Genomic DNA, 25,665 nt, shown 5'->3' on the forward strand with positions numbered 1-25,665 from the left:
ATGATACAACATTTTAGCTATAAACCGTTATTCAAAAATAGTCAAATTCCCGGTTGGTCTATCCAATTCTTTTTTCAACAGCAACGATACAATGCCGAATATTATAAAGATGGTGGCATTCAATTTATTGGACCTACGCCAAGTGAGGAACAATTAGCGTCTGTGGAAAAGATGATTCATGAACTAATGCTATTTCACGTTTATGAATAAATGCGAATCTATTAACTGACCGAACATTATTTTCTTCTTTTGTACAGTAAAAAAGGGAACATCTCAAGTAGTGAGGTGCTCCCTTTTTTTATGCGCGTTCAAGTGAATAACAAAGGAACCTGCTAAATGGGATTGGCAATTGTGCTGGCATTTTATTTGTTAATGCCTTTCCCAAAGATTTCTTTACTATTTTCTACTTTTTCACAATATCATATCCGAAATAATAATTCAATATTTCAAATAAACCGATTATTCAACGACAAAATTTCATAACATTTGTATAAATATTGTCGAATTGTGCGAGACTAATCACGTTATTTTACACAAAATATAAATAAGCTTTACTAAAGTTGAATACATAATTTGTTTTTTTTCCAAATATATTTTATCATTGTAGTATTACAAATTTTTAATCTTAGGAGGTGTACTCTTTATTTGCCACGCTCATTTGCGCCGCGAGTAGAGAATATATTTGGACGTAGACATAGGTATCGAACTAACCATTAGGTTGATAGCATTTGCTATCTTAATTGCCGCTACGGCATTTTTTGTTGCAACCGAGTTTGCAATAGTTAAAGTAAGAACAACAAGAATTGATCAGCTCGTTGCTGATGGTAACAAACAGGCAATACGTGCTAAAAAAGTAATTGCAAATTTAGATGAGTATTTATCAGCTTGTCAACTTGGAATTACCATTACCGCACTAGGACTAGGGTGGCTTGGAGAACCGACATTTGAAATCATTCTTCACCCCATCTTTGAACTATTTAATTTAAGCGGTAATATTACATCTGTTCTTTCATTTATTATTGCCTTCTCACTTGTAACATTTGTACATGTTGTCGTAGGGGAGTTAGCACCGAAAACTCTTGCAATTCAAAAAGCAGAAGCTGTTACATTAAAGCTTTCAGGTGCATTAATTTTGTTCCACAATATTATGTATCCATTTATTCGTACGTTAAATGGTTCAGCACGCGCATTATCTGGACTATTCGGCTTGAAGATGGTTTCTGAAAGTGAAGAAGCCCACTCGGAAGAAGAGCTTCGCATGATTTTATCAGACAGCTTTAAAGGTGGAGAAATCAATCATTCAGAATACGAATATGTAAACAGTATTTTTGAATTTTCTGACCGGATTGCAAAGGAAATTATGGTACCTCGAACTGAGATTATTAGTATTGAACGAAATCAAACAATACGTGAAGTTTTCGAATTGATGGGAATTGAACAATATACGCGCTACCCTATCACAGATGGGGATAAAGACCATGTTATCGGGCTTGTAAACATGAAGCATTTACTAACGGCATACATTAAAGATTCTACAAATGGCGACAAAAAAGTAGAAGAATATATGCAGCCCGTTATTCGTGTCATCGAAACAATTCCGATTAGTGATCTATTATTAAAAATTCAAAGTGAACGCATCCATATGGCAATTTTAATGGATGAATACGGCGGGACTTCTGGTTTAGTAACAATTGAAGACATTATCGAAGAAATCATTGGAGATATCCAGGACGAGTTTGACGAAGATGAAATTCCCGAAGTACAAGAAATTGCCGAAAATCACTATATTTTTGATTCTAAAATGTTATTACAAGAAGTAAACGATATTTTAGGGATTGATATTGAAGATGATGATATTGATACAATTGGTGGTTGGTTCATGACACAACGCTTTGATGTTGTCGAAGGTGAAACACTGGAAGAACAAGGTTACCAATTTACCGTTAAAGAATTAGACGGTCATCATATTCTTTATTTAGAAGTATCAAAGCTATCAAAATCTGATTTATTGATTGAAGAAGAACAAAACAAATAATTTTCGACACTCCTTTTCATCTAAAGGGGTGTCGTTTTATGTTGAAAAGAAGTTTTGCTAGGAGGAAACATTGTGGAGCTGTATACAAACTTACGCGCTGGTGAAAAAGGAGCTTGGCTTTCGATTGCCACTTATATTTTTTTAAGTACGATGAAATTAATTGTCGGCTATATCGGTACCTCATCCGCGCTGATGGCCGATGGTTTAAATAATACAACGGATATTATCGCATCAATTGCGGTCCTAGTCGGTTTAAGAATTTCTCAAAAGCCACCCGATTCCAATCACCCATACGGACATTTACGTGCAGAAACAGTTGCTTCTCTTGTCGCCTCATTTATAATGATGGTCGTAGGTTTACAAGTAATTACGAGCACGATTAAAAACTTATGGAATCCAACACATGAAGTCCCTTCTCTTCTAACAGCTTTTGTCGCTATTTTTAGTGCGATCATTATGTATGGTGTGTATCGTTATAATTTGGCATTAGCTAATCGTATTAAAAGTTCCGCTGTCAAGGCTGCCGCTTACGATAATCGATCCGACGCACTTGTCAGTATTGGTGCAGCAATCGGGATATTCGGTGCTATTTTCGGCGTACCGATTCTTGATAAAATTACAGCGTTAATTGTCGGCATCATTATTATTAAAACAGCAGTCGAAATTTTTTGGGAAGCTGTTCAAACTTTGACTGATGCATTTGATATTGATGAAGCGGAAACATTATGGAAACTTATCGAAAATGTTGAAGAAGTCATCTCTCTCGTCGATTTAAAAGGACGCTCTCATGGCAATATGAGTTTTATTGATGTGACCGTAACCGTGAATCCTGATTTAAATGTTCGAGAAAGTCATGATATTACAGAAAAAATTGAACATACCGTCAAACTTTTCAACCCTTATTGTATGGTGCTCGTCCATATTGAGCCTCATGACCTGAAGCAGGCTACTGAGGAAGATTACCACTTCTAAATTTTCACAACAAAAATGCCCATTGAACTTTCAATTGGGCATTTTTGTTTATTATGAACATTTCATCCTTCACTAGATGCGGTTAAATTATGCTTTACTGCATAAAGCGCGGCCTGTGTGCGGTCTTGTACTTGAAGCTTTGTGAAAATGTTGGAGATATGCGTTTTAACCGTTTTCTCTGTGACATAAAGTGCAGAGGCAATTTCTCGATTACTTTTGCCCTTTGTCAATTCAGCTAAAACATCTTGCTCGCGCGGCGTTAACGGATTTAAAACATGTGGTTTATTTTCATCCTCGCGTAACCCTTCTTCTAGCTGCGTTGATGCTTCTGGATGCCAAGTGTTTTCCCCGCGCATAATTTGACGAATAGACTCAACTAAATCATCTGGCTCGATGTCCTTTAATTGATAACCTGATGCCCCCGCCTCCATCGCTGGTAAAACATGATCTTTATCCGAAAAACTCGTCAGCATTAGCACTTCTATTTTTGGCCATTTCTTTTTAATACGCTTCGTTGCTTGAATACCATCCATTTCTGGCATAACCAAATCCATTAATACGATGTCTGGCTTCAATTGTTCAACAAGCTCCACTGCCTCTAGACCATTTTTTGCTTCACCAATCACTTCAATATCCTTTTGTGTTTTTAAAAAAAAGAGAAGTCCTCTGCGAACAACGTGATGATCATCTGCAATTAACACTCGAATCATAATATGCTCCCCCTAGTATGGTAAACGGATTAAAAGCTCCGTCCCCTTGCCAATTTCACTCACCCAATCTGCTGTGCCACCAACTGCATTGGCACGATCTTTAATTGACTGTAGTCCAAGTGATGGTATTTCATTGTGGGCTTCCATATAAAAACCGCGCCCTTTATCTTTCACGACAAGTAATACATCCGTTGCTGTAACCGTTACATAAAGCTGTGCTGACTTCACACCGGCATGACGACGAATATTATTCAGCGCCTCCTGTGTAATGCGAAATAGCGTTTCTTCTATTCGTGACGGAAATTGTATAACGCCTGACACATTTACAGAAAGTTGAAGACCGAGCATTTCTGCATAAATTTTAATGGCTTCGATTAATCCGCTTTCTAACCCTCTCGGACGTAATTGCCAAATCAATGCGCGCATTTCTGTTAGCGCCTCTTGTGTCAATTGTTGAATATCTTTAAATGTTTCTTTAATTTCAACTTGTTCACTCATCTCAATGCCTGCTCTTGCAGTTAACGTAACCGAAAAGAGGAGCTGATTAACAGAGTCATGTAAGTCACGTGCGAGGCGATTTCGCTCCTGCACAAGGGCAATTTCTTGCTGTTCATTTGTTAAATAAATTCGTTTGATTGCCGAACCCATTTGAAATGCAACCGATTCAAGTAAATCTAAATCCTCTTCCGAAAAACGAACGGTATTGCGAGAAGCGACATTCAATAATCCAAAACGTTCTTGTCCAGATTGCAATGTCACCGTTGCATGATGTGTAATATTATTGTTGTCTCCTACATCTGCTTCAATCGCAGCTTCAATTCGTTGACATTCGATAATATTCGAAGCTTTGTCCAACTTATTAGTACGGTAGCGCGAAACACACCAGCAACCGCCTCGTTTTAAATGCTGGCACTCATTAAATGCTAAGGCATCCGGTAAGTTTTGCTTCACAATCAGATCAGGTTTCCCTTTACCATCGATAAAAAAAATCCAGCCTGTATCAAATTTCGTGCCATTTAAAAATTTGGATAATGCACCCTTTAACATCGGAACCATTTCTGTTTCATCATTTAATAATTCTGCAATTTCTTTTAAAATAGTAATATTTGAATGTTCATTATTCACTTCGAATTCCGCCCTTTATTCTATTTCCTTTATCATAACATTGAGCATTTCTCTGATGCATCGCTTTCTTCCTCATACTTTTGAATGAATGTTGGGGATTAGTAAATTATTTTCTCTGTTAGTTCTATCCACTAATCTTAACAATTTACTTCTTTTCGAATTCAAACTATAATAAAATAGGGTTAAATTGAATATTAGGAGTCTGTTTATGACAAAAAAACTAGAAAATGCCCTACTAATGATTTGGGTTGTTGCACTAACGGCTACACTTGGCTCTCTGTATTTTTCTGAAATTCGAAGCTACGTACCTTGTGAACTTTGCTGGTATCAACGCATTATTATGTACCCAATTGTCCTTGTTTCTACCATTGCGATCATACAAAAAAATGCTAAAATCGCATTAACAACTGCTGTATTTGCATGTATCGGCGCTGCAACGTCTTTATATCACTACGGCATACAAAAAATCACGTTCTTGCAAGATAGTGCACCATCATGTGGACAAGTACCATGTACAGGTTATTATATTAACTGGCTTGGCTTTATTACCATTCCGTTTTTAGCACTAACTGCTTTCGTATTAATCGCAGCACTTAGTTTTTACATGTTAAAAGTAATCAAGGAGGAAAAATAAAATGAAAAAATTAGCCCTATTCGGTGGGATTATCGTTATTTTATTCGTTGCCATTATTGTCCTAACAAATATGTCAAACGAAGAAAAATTAAAAGACAATCCATACGGAACAAAAGATTTAAAACAATCTACAATTGATCAATTAAGCGATAAAAACTATCAAAATATTATTTTACCGGATGAATTAGCTAAAAAAATTGAGTCTGGTGAAGGGGTTGTGGGCTACTTCTTTAGTCCGGAATGTTCACACTGCAAAAACTATACACCGAAACTAATGAAAATCGCAGAAGAATTAGATGTAAAAGTAAATCAATTAAACGTACTTGAGTACCCAGAACAATGGGAAAAATATGCACTTGAAGCAACACCTACATTAATTTACTTTGAAGATGGTAAAGAATATGCCCGTTCAACAGGTGATGCACCAGATGAAACGACAAAACAATTTTTCAATGATACTGTATTAAAATAAGAAAACTAGAAAAATCGTGTTCTTGACCGAGCACGATTTTTCATTTGGAGGAAAAATATGTTCACATATGAAGTTGTACAAGAAGGACTTACGGTAGAAGATTTACTACGCTCGAATTGGCGCTTAGGAAAGAAAATTGTGCATGAACTGCGCATGGCGAAAGCTGTAACAGTTAATGGGGAACCAGTACTATGGAAAGACCCTTTAAAAGAAGGCACAATTTTAAATTTCGCATTTGAAATGCCTACATCAAACTATATGCCAACTGACAGCTGTGATGTTACGATTCGCTATGAAGATGAGCATTGCTTAATCGTTTCTAAACCTAAAGGAATGGCGACACACCCGAATGAGGAATCAGACTGGAACACATGTATGAACCATGTGATGAAGCATATTCAAGATCAAGGCGGGCAATATGCCGAGCACGTACACCGTTTAGATCAAGGTACGAAAGGGTTGCTACTTATTGCTAAGCACCCGATTGCAAAATCCATTTTTGACCGTATGATTGAAGAAAAAGTTATAACTCGAACTTACGCTGCTGAAGTACAAGGCAATATTCGTTCTGACAGCGGAAAGATTAATGCAGCAATTGGTAAAGACCGTCATCATAGCTCTCGCCGTGTCGTTTCAGATAGTGGACAGCACGCCGTTACGCACTATGAGGTAATCAATCGCTATAAAGGCACTTGCGTTGTTCACTTAGTATTAGAAACAGGCCGCACGCATCAAATTCGTGTGCATATGGCGCATTTAGGTCACCCAATTGTTGGCGACATTATGTACGGCGCACGTGAAACAAACTATGGTGGTTATGAGCTTCATGCTATCCAACTAGAATTCGACCATCCGTTTTTAAATAAACTTATTGTTGTAAAAGACGCATAACTGATTATGGAAAAAGGGAATCGCTAATTATTATGCGATTCCCTCTTTTTATTTTCGATTAGAAATCAAATTTAAAGTTATCTGGATCTTGACCAAATCGTTCGTTGCGATTAAGCGCATCTAATTGTGCCATCGTTTCATTAGATAATTCAAAATGGAATAGCTCTGCATTTTCCTTAATGCGCGAAGGTGTTACCGATTTTGGAATGATAATGACATCCTGTTGTAAATGCCAACGTAAAATTACTTGCGCTGGTGTCACTTCATACTGCTTAGCAATTGCTTGGATTGTTGCATCGTTCAGCACATTACCGCGCCCTAGTGGTGACCATGCCGTTACTGCAATATTTTGTTCCTTACAAAACGCACGTAATGGCGCTTGATTTAAATAAGGGTGCAGCTCAATTTGGTTGACCATTGGCGCTACATTTGCATTGTTTAATAATGTTTGCAAATGATGTTCATGGTGGTTTGAAACGCCTGGTACACGAATTAATTTTTCATCATACAAACGCACAATCGCACGATACGTATCTTCAAGCTTATCCAAAACAGGCCAATGTGTTAAATAAAGATCGACATAATCCATATTAAGCTTCTTTAACGATGTTTCAAATGCTCGGAGCGTATTGTCATAGCCTTGGTCGCTATTCCATACTTTCGTCGTTACAAAAATTTCTTCACGTGCTACACCTGAATGACGAATCGCCTCTCCTACTTCTTCTTCATTGTAGTAAAGTGCTGCCGTATCAATTGCACGATAACCTAATTGAAGTGCCGTTGAAATCGCTTGTAACGTTTCTTCCTTGTCTGTCATTTTAAATACGCCTAACCCTACAAGTGGCATTTCCACACCATTAGTAAGTGTGCGTGTCGATTGTAAATTCATTTAAATCCCCCAACTATTAGAATATTTCCATTATAACCTTTTATTCCATCTATAAGAAATAAGCATAAAAATTTGCTTTTCGGGTAGAATACGAATAATATATAATATGTTTTTACTAATGTTCGTTTTTAGAAAGAAGGATTTTATGTTTAAATTGAAGGAAAATCATACTACTGTTAAAACAGAATTATTTGCTGGGTTAACAACATTTTTAACGATGGCTTATATTATCGTGGTCAATCCCATTATTTTGGCGGATGCTGGCGTACCGATTGATCAAGTATTTATGGCGACTATTATTTCAGCAGTCATTGGTACCGTATGGTTAGCCATTTTTGCAAACTATCCCATTGCCATTGCACCTGGTATGGGCTTGAATGCTTATTTTACCTCTGTCGTTCTTTCATCCAATGGGCAAATTGATTATATTACAGTATTTTCAGCTGTATTTGTTGCCGGGATTATTTTCATTTTACTGAGCTTAACTCCTTTTCGTGAAAAGTTAATTACAGCTATACCAGAAAACTTGAAGTTGGCGATTACAGCCGGGATTGGCTTATTCATCGCATTTATCGGACTTCGCATGGCTAAAATTGTTGTAGCAAACGAGTCGAATTTAGTCGCTCTTGGTGATTTAAGCTCCAGTCCAGTATTACTTGCACTCTTTGGGTTAGCGATAACAGTTATTCTCATGGCGTTAAATGTGAATGGCGCTTTATTTATTGGGATGATTGCAACGTCCATTGTTGCTCTTATGACCGGTCAGCTTCATATTGATAAAGTTGTAGCCATTCCACATTTGCCAGAAGGGATTTTAGTTTGGAACCCGATTGAAGCATTTGGTCAAGTCGTTCAATTCGGTTTATACGGCGTTGTATTCTCATTTATTTTAGTAACTTTATTTGATACGACTGGAACAATGATCGGGGTAGCAAAGCAAGCTGGCATTTTAAAAGACGGCAAGCTTCCTCGCGCTCGTAAAGCATTGCTCGCTGATTCAATCGCAACAACTGCTGGTTCAATGTTAGGAACAAGCCCTACAACTGCTTTCTTAGAATCCGGAGCCGGTGTAGCTGCTGGAGGACGAACTGGCTTAACTTCATTGACGGTTGCAGGACTCTTTCTTATTGCCTCCTTTTTTGGACCATTAGTCGCTTCCATTTCTGGTGTTGCAGCCATTACATCTCCTGCACTAATTATTGTCGGAAGTTTAATGATTGGTGTCGTAAAAAATATTGAATGGAATAAATTCGAAGAGTCTTTCCCTGCATTTTTAGTTATTTTAACGATGCCTTTAACAGCAAGTATTTCAACCGGGATTGCGCTTGGCTTCATTTCTTATCCTTTACTGCAAGTTGTTAAAGGACAAGGAAAAAAAGTTCATCCTCTCCTTTATATATTTGCTATTTTATTCGTTATTCAGCTTGTTTTCTTGCCACATTAAATTCAATAGTAATGCGCATTTCTAAAAACCGTCTAAAAATAAATTTAGACGGTTTTTCGTAGTTTACTAGAAAATAAATACATAATTTAGTATAATTGAACTTACAGAAAATTCTTTCTTCAACATGAGTACTACTTTTTCTATTTGACTAACAATGGTAGAGGAGCTGGTTTACTATGATGGATACGCAGTTAGTTTTGACAGGATTTTTAAAACGTGCAGAACGTTATTTTCCAAACAAGCAAATTATTTCGCGAACAAGTCCAACAACAACACATCGTATTGCCTTCAAAGATTACGTAAAACGTACACGCCGTTTAGCGGATGCACTTACAAATTTGGGCATGACACGTGGGACAAAGGTTGGTACGTTCGGTTGGAATCACCACCGTCATTTAGAAGCTTATTTTGCGATCCCATGTAGTGGTGCTATTTTACACACCATTAATATTCGTTTAGCTCCGGAACATATTGTGTACATCATTAATCATGCTGAAGATGAAATTTTATTAATCGATGAAGATCTATTTCCATTAGTTGAGCCTGCTTTAGCGCACTTAAAATCGGTGAAACATATTGTCATAATGGGCGACAGTTTAGAAGTCCCAACATCTAGTTTCCCAAATGTGTATAACTATGAACAACTACTTCAAGAAGCCGATGAAAATTTCGAGTTTCCTGAAGATATTGATGAATACACGCAAGCAGGTATGTGCTATACATCTGCAACAACAGGTATGCCTAAAGGTGTTATTTATACACATCGCAGTATTGTACTCCATAGTATCGCGCTTGGCCTTGCCGAATCCTTTGCGCTCAAGGAAAATGATGTTGCATTACCAGTGGTGCCTATGTTCCATGTCAATGCATGGGGCTTACCTTTTGCTGCCATTAACTATGGCGCAAATCTTGTACTACCAGGACCTATGTTCACACCAGCCTTACTACTCGATTTAATGGAACAAGAAAAAGTGACGCTCGCTGCTGGTGTTCCAACAATTTGGCTTGGCGTACTTGCAGAACAAGAAAAACAGCCGCGTGATTTATCGTCTATTCGCCAAATTATTTCTGGTGGTTCCGCTTCACCAAAAGGGTTAATTCATGCATTTAATGAAAAATTAGGCGTTCCATATGTAAATGCATACGGCATGACTGAAACTTCGCCGTTAGTAAGTATGTCACACCCAACATCTGAAATGGACAATTACTCAGCAGATGAATTATTGGATTTACGTGTAACACAAGGTTTAACTTCTACCTTAATTGAGACAGATGTCGTGAATGAAAATGGTCCAGTTCCATGGGATGGGCAAACGATGGGTGAACTACGAATTCGCGGTCCTTGGATTGCTTCGGAGTATTATAAAGATGAACGTACAAATGAGGCATTCCGTGACGGCTGGCTCTATACAGGAGATATCGCCGTCCTAACAAAAGAAGGCTATATTAAAATTACGGATCGTACAAAAGATTTAATTAAATCCGGTGGCGAGTGGATTTCTTCGGTAGATTTAGAAAATGCCCTCATGTCTCATCCAGCTGTTTTTGAAGCGGCTGTTATCGCGGTACCACATCCAAAATGGCAAGAACGTCCACTTGCATGTGTTGTATTAAAAGCAGATGCACATGCAACAAAAGAAGAGTTAATCGCGCATCTTGAAAGTGATTTTGCGAAATGGTGGCTACCAGATGATGTCGTTTTCTTAAACGACATTCCAAAAACATCCGTTGGGAAATTTTTAAAAGCCAAGCTGCGTGAAGACTTAAAAGATTATGAAGTACCACTTTGATTAACCCATTAGGTGATTGGATAAGGTTTTAACATAAAAAGAGCGGCGCATTAGCTACTAAACCGATGCGCTGCTCTTCCTTATTTTTCTTTCGTCTTCTCTTCATTATCAAATTGTTGCGGATCTGGTATACGATTATGTTCTTCTAATTGTTGCTCATCTCGCATATGCTCCATTTGTTTTCCAAGCATTTTTAATTCCTCTAATGTATTCGCCATATTGCCATTTACAATCTCATCTTGATTTTTCATAGTACCGCCTCCCTACTATTAATGTTCCCATTTTTTTCTTTTTCGAACCATTTCTGCCACAATATTAGGTAGTAAATCAAAATAGTTTAAGCTATACTGATTAGAGAAATAGTATAAACATGAGGAGGATTCTTCCATGAGATTAATTTTAATTTTGGGTATTTGCGTAGCATTTTTAACTGCAATCTTCACTGCTGGTTATGATGGCAAACCATTCTCAAAAGAAAACTAATTATAATTGATTAGCTTTCACGAAAGGACAATCGCTAGTAAGCTGCGATTGTCCTTTTTGATGTTAAAAATCACTTTTGAATTTTATATTTGATTTTTTTATAACTATCCATTATATTAGTTACATAAAGTAAGTTAGTTATAAAATACAACCTAAATTCAAAGGAGAACTACTCATGCAAAAACATTTTCATAAAAAACCAAATATGTACACATCACATGTCCAATTAAAAGTTTCGAATTTGGCACGTTCTATCGAATATTATACAACAATCATTGGCTTTAAAATCCTTGAGCAAACTACCGATACAGCATATTTAACAGTCGATGGCAAAATAAGTTTAGTTTCTTTAGTAGAAGTACAAAATGCGCAGCCTTTACGCGATGGCTTCACGGGACTTTACCACCTTGCTTTACTATTACCTACTCGTAAAGATTTAGGAAACATCGTTCAGCATTTTGTTGATTTAAATGTTCGTCTTGGCGCATCTGATCATCATGTTTCAGAAGCACTATATTTAAATGATCCCGATGGAAATGGCATTGAAATTTATGTGGACCGCGATGAATCTGAGTGGACTTGGAACGTAGATGGTTCCGTACAAATGACGACAGATCATCTCAACTTCCAACCAATTTTAGCAGAAGCAGATAAACAATGGGATGGACTCCCTAAAGATACGGTAATGGGTCACGTTCACCTATCCGTAGCTAATCTTGCAAAATCTGAAGCTTTTTATACAAATGTGTTAGGTTATCATGTTGTTGCGCGTTACGGAGCTCAAGCATTATTCATTTCAACAGGTCAATATCACCATCATTTTGGGTTAAACACATGGCAAAGTGCTAATGGACAAGCTCCTACATTAAACATGGTTGGCTTAAATTCATTTACTATCGTATTAAATGATGGACAAGCTGCCGCTAAAGTAAAACAAGACTTAGAAACAAATGGCTATCACGTTGAAACTTACGAAGCCGCGCCAAAATTCGGTGGACAACAAGCATTTTCTACCATTGATCCAAACGGCTTACGTATTCTTTTCACAATTGAGGGAGAATAAATTTTTTTGAAACTTTTTCCTCCATTCACCGTATATAAAAGTAATTAGACTGATTGGAGGAATTTTTTTGTCACTTTTTAATAAAGTTTTAGCAAGTGTTGGTATCGGCGCAACAACGGTGGATACCAAGCTGCATAAGTCAAGCTATACAATTAACGAAAATATTACAGGTATTGTTGAGATCGTCGGGGGCAATATCGAGCAGCAAATTGATGCGATTTATTTATCTTTATATACGAACTTCACGCGTGAAATTAACGATAAAAAAGTTACGGACAATGCGGTATTAATGAATTATAAAATTAATGAACCCTTTACAATCCAACCAAATGAAAAACGCGAAATCCCATTCTCTTTTGAATTACCAGCAGCTATTCCTGTGACAACTGGACAATCCCGCGTTTGGATCCATACAGGCTTAGATATTAAAAATGCAGTTGACCCAACAGATAAGGATTTTATCGATATCCAACCTACACGTTTGGCTAGTAGCGTATTATCTGCTATTCAAAATATGGGTTTCCGTCTTCGCAAAGTAGATAATGAGCAAGCGCCAAACTCTTTACGCAACCGCACGCCGATTGTACAAGAATTTGAATTTACACCGACGAATAACACGTATCGCCGGTATCTAGACGAACTTGAAGTAATTTTCTTAAATCAATCATCAAAATCCGTGGAAATTTTATTGCAAGTGGATCGCCGTGCCCGTGGTTTAGGCAGTTTCTTATCTGAAGCTTTCGATATGGATGAAAGTTTTATCCGCTTAACATTATTTGAAAATGATAATATTTCAGCAAAGATCTCTCAAGCAATTGAAAATAAAATGCGTTAAAACAAAAGGCATGAGGAGCAAAATTAATTGCTACCCATGCCTTTCCTTTTTATTTTAACCCTGGATAATTTTGCTGACGTAATGCTTCATAAATGACAATCGCTGCGGTATTCGATAAATTCAACGAACGAATATGATCACTCTGTGGAATACGTAAGCACATATTGGCACGCTGCTCGGCGAAATCTTTTGGTAATCCTGTCGTTTCTCTGCCGAACATAAAGTAAATATCCCGTGTAACATCACTAAAATCATGTGTTGTAAACGGCTCATCGCTATACGTTTCAATTAAATAAACATCGCCGTCTTTACTATATTCAATAAAATCCTCTAATGAATCATGGTACACGACATTAACATGCTCCCAGTAATCGAGTCCAGCACGTTTCAACATTTTATCATCTGTTGAAAAGCCTAATGGACGGATTAAATGTAGCGATGTATTTGTCCCGGCACATGTTCTTGCAATATTTCCTGTATTTGCTGGAATTTCTGGTTGATATAAAACAATATGATTTGGCACTCTTATATCCTTCTCTCTGCATTTTTTAACATGGCTAGCCCTTTATCAATTTCTGCTAGCACTTCTTCGTCTTGTTCTTTCATTTGAGCTGCCAGTAATGCATCGTTCGCACCTTCTGACCCAATTTTACCGATTGCCCACGCAGCAGTACCGCGTATAACAGGACGTGTATCTTTCATCATGAGCTCAATTAAATCAGGCACTGCATTTTCTTCCTTAAAATGAGCCAACGCTAAAATCGCGTTTCGTTGAATGGGTTTTTTCCCACGCCAAGAACCCGATACATGACCGAACTTCGCTTTAAATTCTTTATTAGAAATCGTTAATAACGGCTGCAGTAAAGGTTTGGCTAGCTCTGGATCGGGTGTAAATTCATCATGAATCCAATTGAGCTTCCCTTTATTTTTCGGGCAAACAGTTTGGCAAGTATCACAACCATATATTCGGTTCCCAATTTTTGCACGAAATTCATCCGGCAAAAAGCCTTTTGTTTGTGTTAAAAAGGCGATGCAACGTTGGGAATTCAGCTGTCCAGGTGCTACAATCGCGCCTGTTGGACAAACATCGATACATAGCGTACATTCCCCGCACTCATCTTCCATCGGCGTATCTGGTGCAAACGGGATGTTCGTCATAATTTCGCCTAAATAAACATAGGAGCCGAATTCAGGTGTAATAATCGAACAATTTTTCCCACTCCAACCAATTCCCGCGCGCTGTGCAACGGCACGGTCCACAAGCTCCCCTGTATCAACCATGGATTTCGTTTTCACAGTAGGCACACGTTCTTGCAGCCAAGCCTCAATCAATTGAAGCCGTTCGCGTACTGCCGTATGATAATCAACACCCCAAGATGCGCGGCAAAAAATTCCTCTGCGCGCTCCCTTTTTTCCTTGAGGAGCATCATTCATACGCGAAGGATATGCAAGTGCAATTGCCACTATACTTTCTGCTCCGTCCAGTAATTGTAAAGGTTCTGTACGAAGCTCCACATCAGACTCCTCAAAACCTGACTGAAAGCCAAGCTCTTGCTGACGGCGCAAACGGTTTTTCAGCTCATGAAAAGGAGCAGCAGTTGTAAAACCTATTTTATCGACACCGATTGATTTTGCATATTCGATTAATTCAGCCTGAAGCTGATGGACTTTCATTTTATTCTCTCCTTACAAATGGTACAATTAGTTAACTATAAATTAAACAGGTGATGTATATGAATATTACAATCAATCAATCACTATTCACTATGAATGACCAGTTCAAAATTGGTCTTATTCATTATAACAAAATTGTTGTGGCAGAATCTCCTCAAATGATTAAAGGGCGCACACAGCTTTATCAAGAGCATTTATTTTTAGACTTGCAAGAAAGTCCATTAACCGAACGCCCTGGCATTCAAGAATGGCGCAAGCTTTGGAAGTTTTTTGGTGCAGATCCAAACCGCTACCGTCATTCCGCGGAAAGCCTTATGCGCCGTATCGCAAAGCAAAATTATTTAACCCCTTTTCATTCGGCTGTTGATTTGAATAATTTCTTTTCATTGCAATATGAAATTCCAATTGGTATTTACGATGTGGCGAATATTCAAGGTCAAATCGAAATCGCACTAGGGGATGAAAATACAGGCTATGAAGGGTTGAATGGTCGGTACAATGCATTAACAAACATTCTTTACTCAAAAGATGAGCTAGGCGCTTTTGGCAGTCCGTTTGTAGATTCAAGTCGCACAGCGGTTACCGAAAAAACAACGGATGCGCTGCAAATATTTTATTTACGTCCTTCATTATCTGCCGATGAATGTGAGCAATTGCTTGCATCAGCTGGTAAAATGTTTACACAAGTAAATGGCGGGGATTTTAAAGTCTCTCTGCTATCCATTCACAACCAATCAATTACATATTAAGGAGTGATTTAGATGGCAATTAATTTAGCAGAAGCTGTAAAGTTAAAAAGTATTTTAACGAAAAAGATTCAAGAATTGACTTCCTCTGTTCACCAAGTGTCTCATACGATTATTGAAAAAGGGGAACAGCCTGTTAAACCTGAATATTCGCTTGAAATGATCGAAGCAGAGCTAAAGGATATTCGAAAAGATTCTCGTAAGCTAGATGCTCTTATTTATCGTGCAAACATTGACAATACGATTTCATTCAAAGATGAGGTCATGCCTGTTGTAGAAGCCATTGAACTCGCGATACAATTACGTGCAGAAGCGGCTTTTTGCAAGCAGCTTGGGATGTCTGAAAAAGAATCCTATTATCACAGCTCTGGTGAAACAGTTCTTTATAATGTTGCACTCTTTGACCCAACGCACTATCGCAATCAATCAAATGAACTTGAAAAAGAAGCGCATCGTTTATCCAACTTAATTAATGCAAAAAACTATCAAGTTGAAATTGAATTTGATGATAGCAAATATTTTTAAACTTTTTTCAGCAGTTGTTTGGACAACTGCTGAAAAAAGTTAAACCTCCGGTGGATGTCACAGAATCGGAAAAGAGTTCTTTTAAGGATGTTAGCCTAAGTACGTCGCATCCATGCGACAACGGCTAACTGACCTGCATCGTGCAGGCCTAAGCACAAAGCCGATTCTAGACGCAATTATGCCGAGGCATAATTATTAATTCCTACTCGGTGCGGTGAGACTCCAAACCGAGAAATAACGAGTGTATCCTTTGCCTTTCAAGCAAAACTAGCTGAGAAAACCAATTACTTTTTAACATTTACCGCTGTTACCTTTTACCAATGACCAACTATTGTAAAAGCAAACAACAATTAGATGATGATTTTCCTTTTACACTCGTTATTGAGAAGGACCTACCACACACTGTGAGGTAGGTCCTTTCTTATGTGCTAAATAGGAAAAATTAAGAGTTATTCTACACCAGGTAATATGCGCAATGTTTTTTCATTAGCATCTAATATGACATCTACACCGAGTGGGATTCCTATATTTGGTTCACAGTGACCGATTTGGAAGCCTGCTAAAGCCGGTTTGTTCAGCGGTTTTAAATAATGCGCTAACAATTGGATAACATCTTCCTCTGTTTCAGTTGGATTGGGCAGTTTAAAATTCCCAATAACAAATCCAGCAACTTGCTCGAGCTTTCTTGCTAAACGCAAATGGTTCAACATCCCGTCAATTTGCTCCAATGACTCCCCAATATCTTCTAATAAAAGGATTTTCCCGCGCATATCTGGTTCAAACTTCGTACCTATCGTACTAACAATACGATTTAAGTTACCACCTATCATTTCGCCTCTAACCGTGCCCTCAACAATGGTACGTAACGGTGAAATTTGTTCATCATACTGAATTTCAATCGGCGTGAAAAGCTGTTGGAACATTTTTTTCGATAATGTATCTAACTCCCCTTTAGAGCGAGCTAACATCGGTCCGTGGAATGTTACTAAGTTTGCATAGTCATTGACCGCTGTATGTAGAAGTGTCACATCTGAAAAGCCCCAAATAATTTTCGGATTTTCTTCAATTAATGGGTAGCTAATTTTATCAATAATTCGACCTAAGCCGTAACCACCTTTTACGCAAAAAATGGCCTTCACTTCTGGATCTTGAATCATCGCATGTAAATCTTGTACACGCTCTGCATCCGTACCCGCTAAATAGCCTTCATACGGCTGTATCGTATTTCCTAGCTTATAGCGTAATCCTAATTCATCTAAAAATGCTAATTGTTGCCCAAGACTATCCATATTTAAAGGGCTGCTGAGTGCAACAAGCCCTACAGTATCCCCATTTTGTAATCTGGCAGGACGAATTTTCATAATGATTGCCTCCTTTTACTTTCATGGCTATTGTATCATAGTTAAATAATCGAATAAGAAAAGGAGTGCATATTGAGGCACTCCTTTTTCACTGTTATTATTTTACGCCTGTATAAATGACAGTCACATCTTTATGATTGTGTAACGCGCTTGCTGGGAAGTCCGTTGTGATCTCACCACTGTGTAAACGTTCATACGCTTCTTGCTTTGATGCACCTGAAATTAAAAGCACTACTTTTTTGGCATTCATGATTGTTTGAATCCCCATCGTAATTGCATGTGTTGGAACATCATCAATTGAATCAAAATAAATTTGATTGGCCTCACGTGTTGATTGTGTGAGTTCGACCACATTTGTCCCTAACTCAAACGCTGTGCCCGGCTCATTAAATCCGATATGACCATTCACACCAATTCCTAATAATTGAATATCAATACCACCCGCAGTAGCAATTGCCGCATCATAATCTGTAGCCGTTTTTTCTATATCCTCTGAACTACCCGCTGGCACATGAATATTTTCACGCTTCATATCGATATGAGCGAATAAATTTTCATCCATAAAGTAATGATAACTCGCTTTATTTTCAGGTGTAATCCCAATATATTCATCTAAGTTAAATGACTTTGCCTCAGCAAATGATAATTCTCCAGCTTCGTACGCCTTTACTAACTCTTTGTATAAGCCTTCAGGTGTACTCCCCGTTGCCATTCCAAAAACACTTGTCTTCACTTGCTTTAATTGCTCTTTAAAAATAGCCGCACCCATTTTGCTCATTTCTTCATAACTTGCCGCTTCAATCCACTTCATATTTGTATTCACACTTGCCATTCATTTCCCTACTCTCTCTTTGCTTTATGTACTTGTTATTGTATTAAAAACGCCGCTTAATCTTTTTTTAATTCCAATATATATTCACTATTTTTTTCCTTTAATATCTACCTTAATTTTATCGGAAATCTACGTATTTCGCTACAAAAAGCTATAACAAAAATTTCTTGAAAAATAATCGCTTCACTGAAAATTATACACTTTATTTCTAAATAGTATAATGCACAAACTTGTCTTTCACTATCCAATAATTCTGTAAATCACAAAAAGTTTTTACTTTTGTCTCGATTATATCTAATAGTTCCTTTCGTAAATTGAACTCTTTGAAAATAATTCTCAATTACATATTGATATTCTCAATTGTCTTTGCTAATATTAATTGATATTGAAAATCATTATCAATTAATGGAGGCGTAATTATGAAAAGGTTTGCAAGTATCAGTATGGTAGCAGCACTTACTTTGGCCCTTTATGGCTGTTCTGAAAATGAAATAGATAATGTGGGATCGGCTGAATCAAATACACAAGAACAACAAACGAAAGAAAATCATGTAAGCACAAACACGTTTGAAGATGGTGTAGACGAAAAAGCTTTCCAAGAAGCTTTAGCCGCTTTTCCTAAAACGGTACCGGGCAAAATTGTTACAACTTCGGTTCCTTTAACAGAAATGCTTCACCTATTAAACATTGTTCCTGTAGGTGTTCCGACTTCAACAAATCCAATTCCAACTGATTTTGACTCTGTTACTCGAGTAGGTTCACCAATGGCTCCAGATTTAGAAGTCATTTCAAATCTACAAACCGAATTAATTGTCGGTGCTGCATCATTACAAGAATCGCTTGATAAAGCTTTAGAAGGTATGAATTTACCTACAGCTTATTTACCAACTGATTCATATGAAGACTTAAAATTAAGCTTTAAAGTTTTAGGTACATATTTCGGCAAGGAAAAAGAAATGAATGAAATTATGCAAACAATTGTAGCTAAAGAGCAAGAATTAGAAAAACAAGCTGCTGGTAAAGAACTGCCTTCTGTTATGTTAGTAATTGGTACATCGGATTCATTTATGGTAATGAACGATAAATCTTATTTAGGTAGCCTAGTAGAGCGTCTCGGCGCAGAAAATATCGCGACATCTATTTTAAAAACAGATTCAACATACTCAACACTTAATTTAGAAGAAATTGTTGTTGCCGATCCTGATATGATTTTTGTGTTAGCTTCAGGTGATCACGGAGCAAATGAAGATAAATTCAAACAGGAAATTGCTAAAAATAGTGCATGGACACAATTATCAGCCTATAAAAATGATAAAATCCACCTCCTTGATTACAGTATTTTCGGGGTGACATCCATTGCGAATGTCGACACAGCATTAACAACAATTGCTGATTATTTCTATCAATAGAATGAGGAAAATTTCATGATAAAGTCAACAAGAAGCCGAGCAATTGTTATCATTACCTTTGTATTAGCACTTCTACTTACAATTGTCTCTATTGGATTTGGAAGCGTACATATTTCTATTCCAGATATTTTAAAAACACTTGTGAATGGCCGTGAAGATGGGATTTTTACGACAATTGTTTGGGATATTCGTCTTCCACGTGTTTTATTAGCACTAATAATTGGAGCCAACATCGCAATTTCAGGCGCATTACTACAAGCCGTTATGGGCAATCCACTTGCAGATCCCGGCCTTACTGGCGTGACAAGTGGTGCCGCTGCATTTGTATTACTTATTATGCTAGCAAAACCAGAATATATACAGCTCGTTCCTATTGCCGCATTTGTTGGTGGCATTATTGCTGCAAGCATTGTATACGCACTTGCATGGCGAAAGTCTGGGATTACCCCAATCACCATTATTTTATCTGGTGTGGCAGTCAATGCCTTATGTGGTGGGATTATTGGCTTTTTATCAATTATGTATAGTGACCGTCTTCCTTCAGCTGTCCAATGGCTAAATGGTAGCCTAGCAGCAAAGGGTCATTCTGCACTTCAAATGATTTATGTATACGCCATTATTGGGTGGATTTTATCAATATTCGCTATTAGAAAAGCAAATATTATCCGTCTAGGAGACCAAGTAGCCGTCAATTTAGGGGAAAATGTAACACGGATTCGTATTGTTCTATCTATTTTAGCTGTATTTTTAGCAGCCATTTCAGTAGCAGCCATCGGGATGATTGGTTTTGTTGGTTTAATTGTTCCGCATATGGCGCGTTTATTAGTTGGCTCAGATTATAAATATATGCTGCCAATGAGTATGGCTATGGGGGCTATCCTTGTATTAGTGGCCGATACAGTCGGGCGAACTTTATTTGCTCCCCTCGATATTCCAGCAGGGATTATTATGGCTATTATTGGTGGTCCTTACTTTTTATACTTAATGAGAAAGAAGGCGTTTTAATGTTACAAATTGAACAGCTTTCCATTCGTTATGAGCAAAAAGAAGTTGTCCATAATTTTTCATTTGATGTTCAAAAAGGAGAAATCTTATCGATCATTGGACCAAATGGCTCAGGTAAATCAACTATTTTAAAAGCCGTTGCCCGCATGCTTCCGTATTGCTCAGGTACGATTACGTTCGACCAAAAAAATATGCGCACTTTAGCATCAAAAGAAATAGCAAAGAAAATGTGTATATTAAGTCAGCGTAATCAAGCCCCTTCTGATATTACGGTTCGAAATTTAGTAGCCTATGGTCGCTATCCACATAAAAAGTGGTTTGAACGGTTAAACGATGAAGATTACGCTATAGTCGATTGGGCACTTGAGAAAACACATTTAACCCATTACCAAGATCAATCCATTGCTACCCTATCTGGTGGCGAATCTCAACGTGCTTGGATTGCCATGGCTTTAGCTCAAAAGCCCGAAATTTTATTACTTGATGAGCCAACAACGTATTTAGATATTGCCCATCAGCATGAAATTTTAGAACTCGTCCGTGAGCTGAATCGTGAAACCGGTTTGACTGTCGTTATGGTGCTTCATGACCTTAATCAAGCATCTAGCTATAGTGATCGAATTGTCGTTGTTAAAGATGGTCACTGCGTACAAAAAGGCACACCTGAGGAAGTAATGACTGAACAGATGATCCAGTCCACATATAAAATGGAGGCAGAAATACAGCATGTCGTTTGGGATACTGCCCCTCGCATTCAATTAAAAAATACCGTAAGAAGTTAGGAGAATGAATATGAAAACAACAATTGATTTAAATCAAATCCGTGCAGACTATGAAGCATTTTTACAACGCAAGAAAAGTATATTATTAAGCTTTGTTACACCAGAAGGTCAACCATTTAGCAGCTCAGCAGCATTTGTCCAAGTAAATAATAAATTTTATGTTTATGTAAGTCATATCGCAGAACATCACCAACTTCTTGAGCAAAACGAAATAATCGATGTATTACTTGTAGCAGATGAAGCAGTTACACAAAACCACTTTGCAACAGAACGAGCTCGCTTTCAATGTGCCCCTAAAAACTTAGGTAATGAAGGACATGAAGAAATATTTGAAGCATTCGATACGGTTCACAGCAAGAAAATGATGCAGTTATTACGCACATTAGATTTCTCCCTCTTTGAACTGACACCATTAAAAGGACGCTATGTTGTAGGCTTCGGAAAAGCATTTGACATTGATTTTGCCGAAGATACATTAACACATGTAGTAATTGATAAAAAGAAATAAGAAGTGAAATGGTAAAAAGCATCGAATCATATGATTCGATGCTTTTTTCTATTAAAACTCTTCGTCATTAATATTAGCTCTATATGGCTTCTACCGTTATGTAAGTATTGCTATAAAAAAGCATATTAATATTTTTGATATTCCACAATTTCCGAAATTAATTAATAGGAACTTTTCGTTTATAGCCATTGTTATTATCATCACAATTCACCAAATTGCAAATTAAGTAGTTCTGTATTCAATTTATCCCGCAATAACGGGCATTAGCACGTCCTACGTGTCAAAACCCCCACTGATTGATTGTTCACTTTATCACTTACTGCTGGGTACCTTTTTTAAGCTGGTTACTTCGTAGCTGTCCACAAGCTGCATCAATATCCGTACCGTGTTCTTGACGAATTTTACAATTGACGCCATTCTTTTTTAACGTATCATAGAAAGCTAACACCGATTCCTGCTCACTTCTTTGATATTGACTATGTTCATCCACCGGGTTGTACGGGATTAAGTTTACATACAATTGGTCTTTAATATCACTGAGAAGTTCAGCAAGTTGTTCCGCTTCCTCTTTATGATCATTTAAATCTTTCAGTAAAATATATTCTATCGTAATTCTACGGTTATTTTTGGCTAAATAATATTTCAGGGATGCCATTAATTTTTCAATCGGCATGGCACGATTTATTTTCATAATACGTGTTCTCAGCTCATTATTTGGTGCATGTAGCGAGATCGCTAAGTTTACAGGGATTGCCGCATCCGTAAATTCATAAATTTTATTAACGATTCCACTTGTCGAAACAGTAATTCTTCTACCTGCAATCGCAAGTCCCTTATGGTCCAGAACAACATTTAAGAAATCTAATAGATTATTGAAGTTATCAAATGGTTCGCCAATTCCCATTACGACGATATGACTTACAAGTTCGTCTTTTTCTAATTGATCGAGATGAAGTTGAACATTCATAATCTGTTCGACAATTTCTCCAGCTGATAAATCGCGACTTTTTGCTAATAATCCGCTCGCACAGAAACTGCAGCCAATGTTACAGCCTACTTGTGTCGTAACACAAACAGATAACCCATATTTATGTCGCATCATGACCGTCTCGATCAAACTACCATCCTGTAATTTAAATAAAAATTTAACCGTTCCGTCTGCGGCTTCTTGCTTAATGTGTTGTGTTAATGTTTGAATCACAAAGTTATCCGCCAATAATTGAACACATTCCGGATTTACCTCCTTCATGTCAGAAAAATCCGTTACACGTTTTCTATAAAGTAAATCCCACACTTGTAATGCTCTAGACGGTTTGTGACCATGTGCTAAAAGCCACTCCTTCAATTGATCTAATGTTAATCCATAAATGGATGGTTTGTTCATAATGCGCCTCTTTCCTTGACCTTAAAAATCACTTTTATTATTAATATTTATACCGTAATAATGGGTAGTATAACTCCCTCGAGCTAGACTTATTTGTAGCAAGAAGCATAAATGGGAGATACACAGTCCTTAATAGCCCGATTGGTTTACTTTATGATCAGGCACCTTTTTACTAATCTAATCATATTACAAATAAGGTTGAAAAAAAAACATTTCAAATTGTAATCGTCAAAATTGGGGACTTTTAGAGAAATTGATATATTCATATTAACTAATAGATCACACTGTATACAAACCTCTTTGAATAACAGCTTGTGTAAAATAAAATCAATTCTTATCGTTTTCTATCGTATTCTCAGGAAATGAAAAAAGCCCATAAACCCCATCATATCAGGGTTTATGAGCTTTTTTAACTTGTTAATCGTAACGTAAATTAACCTAATGATACCGATAGTCGGGGTCGAACCGACACTCCTCACGGAACGCGATTTTGAGTCGCGCGCGTCTGCCAATTCCGCCATACCGGCAAAGCAAAAAAAGGAATAAAAAAAACCGGAATATCCGATTTGAATTATATGGAGGCGGCAACCGGATTTGAACCGGTGGTAGAGGTGTTGCAGACCTGTGCCTTACCACTTGGCTATGCCGCCATATATATATTTGTATTTTTGGAGCGGAAGACGAGGTTCGAACTCGCGACCCCCACCTTGGCAAGGTGGTGTTCTACCACTGAACTACTTCCGCAAAAAAATGGCTGGGGAACCTGGATTCGAACCAGGGCATGACGGAATCAAAATCCGTTGCCTTACCGCTTGGCTATACCCCAATAAAGTTAATATGTATTTCATAAAAAATGGGGCGACTGATGGGAATTGAACCCACGAATGCCGGAATCACAATCCGGTGCGTTAACCACTTCGCCACAACCGCCACTATATTATAAACTTTACGTCTTAAATCTAAATAAAAAATGGGGCGACTGATGGGAATTGAACCCACGAATGCCGGAATCACAATCCGGTGCGTTAACCACTTCGCCACAACCGCCACTATATTATTTTGTTTATTTTTTATTTAATTGGCAGGGGCAGTAGGAATTGAACCCACACTGACGGTTTTGGAGACCGTAGTTCTACCTTTAAACTATGCCCCTGCGATTAAAAATGGTGGTGGGGGACGGATTCGAACCGCCGAACCCTAAGGAGCGGATTTACAGTCCGCCGCGTTTAGCCACTTCGCTACCCCACCGAGTAATGGTGCCGGCGAAAGGAGTCGAACCCTCGACCTACTGATTACAAGTCAGTTGCTCTACCAACTGAGCTACACCGGCAAATTAATTTAGTAAATATGGTGGGTCAGGACGGAATCGAACCGCCGACACTTAGAGCTTCAATCTAATGCTCTACCAACTGAGCTACTGACCCATATTTATGTATAAAATATAAATGGCGGTCCCGACCGGGATCGAACCGGCGATCTCCTGCGTGACAGGCAGGCATGTTAACCGCTACACCACGGGACCATTTTGGTTGCGGGGACAGGACTTGAACCTGTGACCTTCGGGTTATGAGCCCGACGAGCTACCACTGCTCCACCCCGCGATAATACTATTTTTTTATGGTGGAGGATGACGGGCTCGAACCGCCGACCCTCTGCTTGTAAGGCAGATGCTCTCCCAGCTGAGCTAATCCTCCGTGCTGGATACTAAATATATTAAATGGTGACCCGTACGGGATTCGAACCCGTGTTACCGCCGTGAAAGGGCGGTGTCTTAACCGCTTGACCAACGGGCCAATTGAAAATGTTATAGTCTGGCGGAGAGTAAGGGATTTGAACCCTTGATGCAGTGTTACCCGCATACACGATTTCCAATCGTGCTCCTTCGACCTCTCGGACAACTCTCCAAGAAGAATGGCTCCGAAGGTAGGACTCGAACCTACGACCAACCGGTTAACAGCCGGTTGCTCTACCACTGAGCTACTTCGGAATATTACTATGTACGCCTAGCGATGTCCTACTCTCACAGGGGGAAGCCCCCAACTACCATCGGCGCTAAAGAGCTTAACTTCCGTGTTCGGTATGGGAACGGGTGTGAC

The 25,665-nt window shown here is 38.1% G+C and carries 25 protein-coding genes, 16 tRNA genes and 1 rRNA gene; 16 read left to right on the forward strand and 26 right to left on the reverse strand.

What is annotated here, in order from left to right:
- The 3 genes from ACQKIH_RS19400 to ACQKIH_RS19410 all read left to right on the forward strand — a co-directional run bounded on the left by ACQKIH_RS19400 (position 1) and on the right by ACQKIH_RS19410 (position 3,007).
- Entirely contained in the window at positions 1–210 is a 210-nt protein-coding gene (locus ACQKIH_RS19400; protein ID WP_057987198.1) for a YheE family protein, read from the forward strand.
- Between the two features lie 508 nt (positions 211–718).
- On the forward strand, positions 719–2,035 hold the full coding sequence (locus ACQKIH_RS19405) for a hemolysin family protein (protein ID WP_201785004.1): 1,317 nt from the start codon (positions 719–721) through the stop codon (positions 2,033–2,035).
- Between the two features lie 72 nt (positions 2,036–2,107).
- Positions 2,108–3,007: a cation diffusion facilitator family transporter gene (locus ACQKIH_RS19410; protein WP_427768317.1), complete on the forward strand. Its 900-nt coding sequence runs from the start codon at positions 2,108–2,110 to the stop codon at positions 3,005–3,007.
- Between the two features lie 62 nt (positions 3,008–3,069).
- Here ACQKIH_RS19410 and ACQKIH_RS19415 read toward each other — a convergent pair whose 3' ends face one another.
- Positions 3,070–3,717 (reverse strand): response regulator transcription factor, encoded by a 648-nt coding sequence (locus ACQKIH_RS19415; protein ID WP_057987192.1) that lies wholly within the window; start codon positions 3,715–3,717, stop codon positions 3,070–3,072.
- A 12-nt stretch (positions 3,718–3,729) separates the two neighbouring features.
- Complete coding sequence (locus ACQKIH_RS19420; protein WP_427768318.1) at positions 3,730–4,842, reverse strand: GAF domain-containing sensor histidine kinase; 1,113 nt, start codon at positions 4,840–4,842, stop codon at positions 3,730–3,732.
- Between the two features lie 208 nt (positions 4,843–5,050).
- On the opposite strand from ACQKIH_RS19420, the gene ACQKIH_RS19425 reads away from it, so the two are divergent.
- The 3 genes from ACQKIH_RS19425 to ACQKIH_RS19435 are packed head-to-tail and all read left to right on the forward strand — an operon-like array spanning position 5,051 to position 6,839.
- On the forward strand, positions 5,051–5,476 hold the full coding sequence (locus ACQKIH_RS19425) for a disulfide oxidoreductase (RefSeq protein ID WP_057987188.1): 426 nt from the start codon (positions 5,051–5,053) through the stop codon (positions 5,474–5,476).
- Position 5,477: 1 nt separating this feature from the next.
- On the forward strand, positions 5,478–5,948 hold the full coding sequence (locus tag ACQKIH_RS19430; protein WP_057987186.1) for a thioredoxin family protein: 471 nt from the start codon (positions 5,478–5,480) through the stop codon (positions 5,946–5,948).
- Between the two features lie 57 nt (positions 5,949–6,005).
- On the forward strand, positions 6,006–6,839 hold the full coding sequence (locus ACQKIH_RS19435) for an RluA family pseudouridine synthase (protein ID WP_427768319.1): 834 nt from the start codon (positions 6,006–6,008) through the stop codon (positions 6,837–6,839).
- 58 nt (positions 6,840–6,897) lie between these two features.
- On the opposite strand, the gene ACQKIH_RS19440 is transcribed toward ACQKIH_RS19435, so the two are convergent.
- Positions 6,898–7,728, reverse strand: coding sequence for an aldo/keto reductase (locus tag ACQKIH_RS19440; RefSeq protein ID WP_427768320.1), 831 nt, complete (start codon positions 7,726–7,728; stop codon positions 6,898–6,900).
- A 145-nt stretch (positions 7,729–7,873) separates the two neighbouring features.
- Here ACQKIH_RS19440 and ACQKIH_RS19445 point away from each other — a divergent pair, with 145 nt between their 5' ends.
- A complete protein-coding gene (locus tag ACQKIH_RS19445; protein WP_427768321.1) occupies positions 7,874–9,172 on the forward strand; it encodes an NCS2 family permease in 1,299 nt (432 codons plus the stop codon).
- Between the two features lie 176 nt (positions 9,173–9,348).
- Positions 9,349–10,962, forward strand: coding sequence for a long-chain fatty acid--CoA ligase (locus ACQKIH_RS19450; RefSeq protein ID WP_427768322.1), 1,614 nt, complete (start codon positions 9,349–9,351; stop codon positions 10,960–10,962).
- Positions 10,963–11,042: 80 nt separating this feature from the next.
- On the opposite strand, the gene ACQKIH_RS19455 is transcribed toward ACQKIH_RS19450, so the two are convergent.
- On the reverse strand, positions 11,043–11,213 hold the full coding sequence (locus ACQKIH_RS19455; RefSeq protein WP_427768323.1) for a multidrug ABC transporter ATPase: 171 nt from the start codon (positions 11,211–11,213) through the stop codon (positions 11,043–11,045).
- A 407-nt stretch (positions 11,214–11,620) separates the two neighbouring features.
- On the opposite strand from ACQKIH_RS19455, the gene ACQKIH_RS19460 reads away from it, so the two are divergent.
- Complete coding sequence (locus ACQKIH_RS19460; protein WP_427768324.1) at positions 11,621–12,508, forward strand: VOC family protein; 888 nt, start codon at positions 11,621–11,623, stop codon at positions 12,506–12,508.
- Positions 12,509–12,575: 67 nt separating this feature from the next.
- Positions 12,576–13,343: a sporulation protein gene (locus tag ACQKIH_RS19465; protein WP_427768325.1), complete on the forward strand. Its 768-nt coding sequence runs from the start codon at positions 12,576–12,578 to the stop codon at positions 13,341–13,343.
- A gap of 49 nt (positions 13,344–13,392) precedes the next feature.
- Here ACQKIH_RS19465 and trmL read toward each other — a convergent pair whose 3' ends face one another.
- Both trmL and queG read right to left on the reverse strand, forming a co-directional pair.
- Complete coding sequence (gene trmL, locus ACQKIH_RS19470; RefSeq protein ID WP_057987170.1) at positions 13,393–13,866, reverse strand: tRNA (uridine(34)/cytosine(34)/5-carboxymethylaminomethyluridine(34)-2'-O)-methyltransferase TrmL; 474 nt, start codon at positions 13,864–13,866, stop codon at positions 13,393–13,395.
- A gap of 2 nt (positions 13,867–13,868) precedes the next feature.
- Positions 13,869–15,017, reverse strand: a complete 1,149-nt coding sequence (gene queG / locus ACQKIH_RS19475; RefSeq protein WP_057987169.1) for a tRNA epoxyqueuosine(34) reductase QueG — start codon at positions 15,015–15,017, stop codon at positions 13,869–13,871.
- A gap of 59 nt (positions 15,018–15,076) precedes the next feature.
- Between queG and ACQKIH_RS19480 the strand changes: the two genes are divergently transcribed.
- Together ACQKIH_RS19480 and ACQKIH_RS19485 are read left to right on the forward strand one after the other, a co-directional pair.
- Entirely contained in the window at positions 15,077–15,766 is a 690-nt protein-coding gene (locus ACQKIH_RS19480) for a B3/B4 domain-containing protein (protein ID WP_427768326.1), read from the forward strand.
- Positions 15,767–15,778: 12 nt separating this feature from the next.
- The gene (locus ACQKIH_RS19485; RefSeq protein ID WP_057987165.1) at positions 15,779–16,288 is read left to right on the forward strand and encodes a hypothetical protein; all 510 of its coding nucleotides are present in this window, start codon (positions 15,779–15,781) and stop codon (positions 16,286–16,288) included.
- Between the two features lie 449 nt (positions 16,289–16,737).
- Here ACQKIH_RS19485 and ACQKIH_RS19490 read toward each other — a convergent pair whose 3' ends face one another.
- Both ACQKIH_RS19490 and nagB read right to left on the reverse strand, forming a co-directional pair.
- Positions 16,738–17,649 (reverse strand): S66 peptidase family protein, encoded by a 912-nt coding sequence (locus tag ACQKIH_RS19490; protein ID WP_427768328.1) that lies wholly within the window; start codon positions 17,647–17,649, stop codon positions 16,738–16,740.
- Between the two features lie 97 nt (positions 17,650–17,746).
- Positions 17,747–18,460 carry a glucosamine-6-phosphate deaminase gene (nagB, locus tag ACQKIH_RS19495; protein ID WP_057987388.1) on the reverse strand — a complete coding sequence of 238 codons (714 nt, stop codon included), beginning with the start codon at positions 18,458–18,460 and terminating at the stop codon, positions 17,747–17,749.
- Positions 18,461–18,900: 440 nt separating this feature from the next.
- On the opposite strand from nagB, the gene ACQKIH_RS19500 reads away from it, so the two are divergent.
- Genes ACQKIH_RS19500 through ACQKIH_RS19515 form a run of 4 tightly spaced genes read left to right on the forward strand, consistent with a single transcriptional unit; the run spans position 18,901 to position 22,185 of the window.
- Positions 18,901–19,890, forward strand: a complete 990-nt coding sequence (locus tag ACQKIH_RS19500; RefSeq protein WP_057987161.1) for an ABC transporter substrate-binding protein — start codon at positions 18,901–18,903, stop codon at positions 19,888–19,890.
- A 15-nt stretch (positions 19,891–19,905) separates the two neighbouring features.
- A complete protein-coding gene (locus ACQKIH_RS19505; protein ID WP_057987159.1) occupies positions 19,906–20,895 on the forward strand; it encodes a FecCD family ABC transporter permease in 990 nt (329 codons plus the stop codon).
- Complete coding sequence (locus ACQKIH_RS19510; protein ID WP_427768329.1) at positions 20,895–21,677, forward strand: ABC transporter ATP-binding protein; 783 nt, start codon at positions 20,895–20,897, stop codon at positions 21,675–21,677. The genes ACQKIH_RS19505 and ACQKIH_RS19510 overlap by 1 nt, the downstream gene beginning before the upstream one ends.
- A gap of 10 nt (positions 21,678–21,687) precedes the next feature.
- Positions 21,688–22,185, forward strand: a complete 498-nt coding sequence (locus ACQKIH_RS19515) for a pyridoxamine 5'-phosphate oxidase family protein (RefSeq protein WP_427768331.1) — start codon at positions 21,688–21,690, stop codon at positions 22,183–22,185.
- Positions 22,186–22,501: 316 nt separating this feature from the next.
- Here the strand turns inward: ACQKIH_RS19515 and rlmN are convergent, their stop codons facing one another.
- From rlmN to rrf, 18 genes are all read right to left on the reverse strand, one after another.
- Entirely contained in the window at positions 22,502–23,569 is a 1,068-nt protein-coding gene (gene rlmN, locus ACQKIH_RS19520; protein WP_427768332.1) for a dual-specificity RNA methyltransferase RlmN, read from the reverse strand.
- Positions 23,570–24,014: 445 nt separating this feature from the next.
- Positions 24,015–24,096: transfer RNA gene (locus ACQKIH_RS19525), tRNA-Leu, on the reverse strand.
- A 49-nt stretch (positions 24,097–24,145) separates the two neighbouring features.
- A tRNA-Cys gene (locus ACQKIH_RS19530) sits at positions 24,146–24,219 on the reverse strand.
- 19 nt (positions 24,220–24,238) lie between these two features.
- Positions 24,239–24,313: transfer RNA gene (locus ACQKIH_RS19535), tRNA-Gly, on the reverse strand.
- Between the two features lie 7 nt (positions 24,314–24,320).
- Positions 24,321–24,395, reverse strand: a tRNA-Gln gene (locus ACQKIH_RS19540).
- Between the two features lie 28 nt (positions 24,396–24,423).
- Positions 24,424–24,499, reverse strand: a tRNA-His gene (locus ACQKIH_RS19545).
- A 41-nt stretch (positions 24,500–24,540) separates the two neighbouring features.
- Positions 24,541–24,616 (reverse strand) — tRNA-His (locus ACQKIH_RS19550).
- 32 nt (positions 24,617–24,648) lie between these two features.
- Positions 24,649–24,722, reverse strand: a tRNA-Trp gene (locus ACQKIH_RS19555).
- A gap of 11 nt (positions 24,723–24,733) precedes the next feature.
- Positions 24,734–24,817 (reverse strand) — tRNA-Tyr (locus ACQKIH_RS19560).
- 6 nt (positions 24,818–24,823) lie between these two features.
- Positions 24,824–24,899: transfer RNA gene (locus tag ACQKIH_RS19565), tRNA-Thr, on the reverse strand.
- Positions 24,900–24,917: 18 nt separating this feature from the next.
- Positions 24,918–24,993: transfer RNA gene (locus ACQKIH_RS19570), tRNA-Phe, on the reverse strand.
- Positions 24,994–25,015: 22 nt separating this feature from the next.
- Positions 25,016–25,091: transfer RNA gene (locus ACQKIH_RS19575), tRNA-Asp, on the reverse strand.
- A gap of 4 nt (positions 25,092–25,095) precedes the next feature.
- A tRNA-Met gene (locus ACQKIH_RS19580) sits at positions 25,096–25,170 on the reverse strand.
- Positions 25,171–25,187: 17 nt separating this feature from the next.
- A tRNA-Val gene (locus tag ACQKIH_RS19585) sits at positions 25,188–25,263 on the reverse strand.
- Positions 25,264–25,287: 24 nt separating this feature from the next.
- Positions 25,288–25,362 (reverse strand) — tRNA-Glu (locus tag ACQKIH_RS19590).
- Between the two features lie 19 nt (positions 25,363–25,381).
- Positions 25,382–25,473: transfer RNA gene (locus ACQKIH_RS19595), tRNA-Ser, on the reverse strand.
- An 8-nt stretch (positions 25,474–25,481) separates the two neighbouring features.
- Positions 25,482–25,556 (reverse strand) — tRNA-Asn (locus ACQKIH_RS19600).
- A gap of 14 nt (positions 25,557–25,570) precedes the next feature.
- Positions 25,571–25,665: ribosomal RNA gene (gene rrf, locus ACQKIH_RS19605) — 5S ribosomal RNA — on the reverse strand; the annotation flags it as partial.

Source organism: Solibacillus cecembensis (genome assembly GCF_050272495.1).
Classification (GTDB): Bacteria; Bacillota; Bacilli; order Bacillales_A; family Planococcaceae; genus Solibacillus; species Solibacillus cecembensis.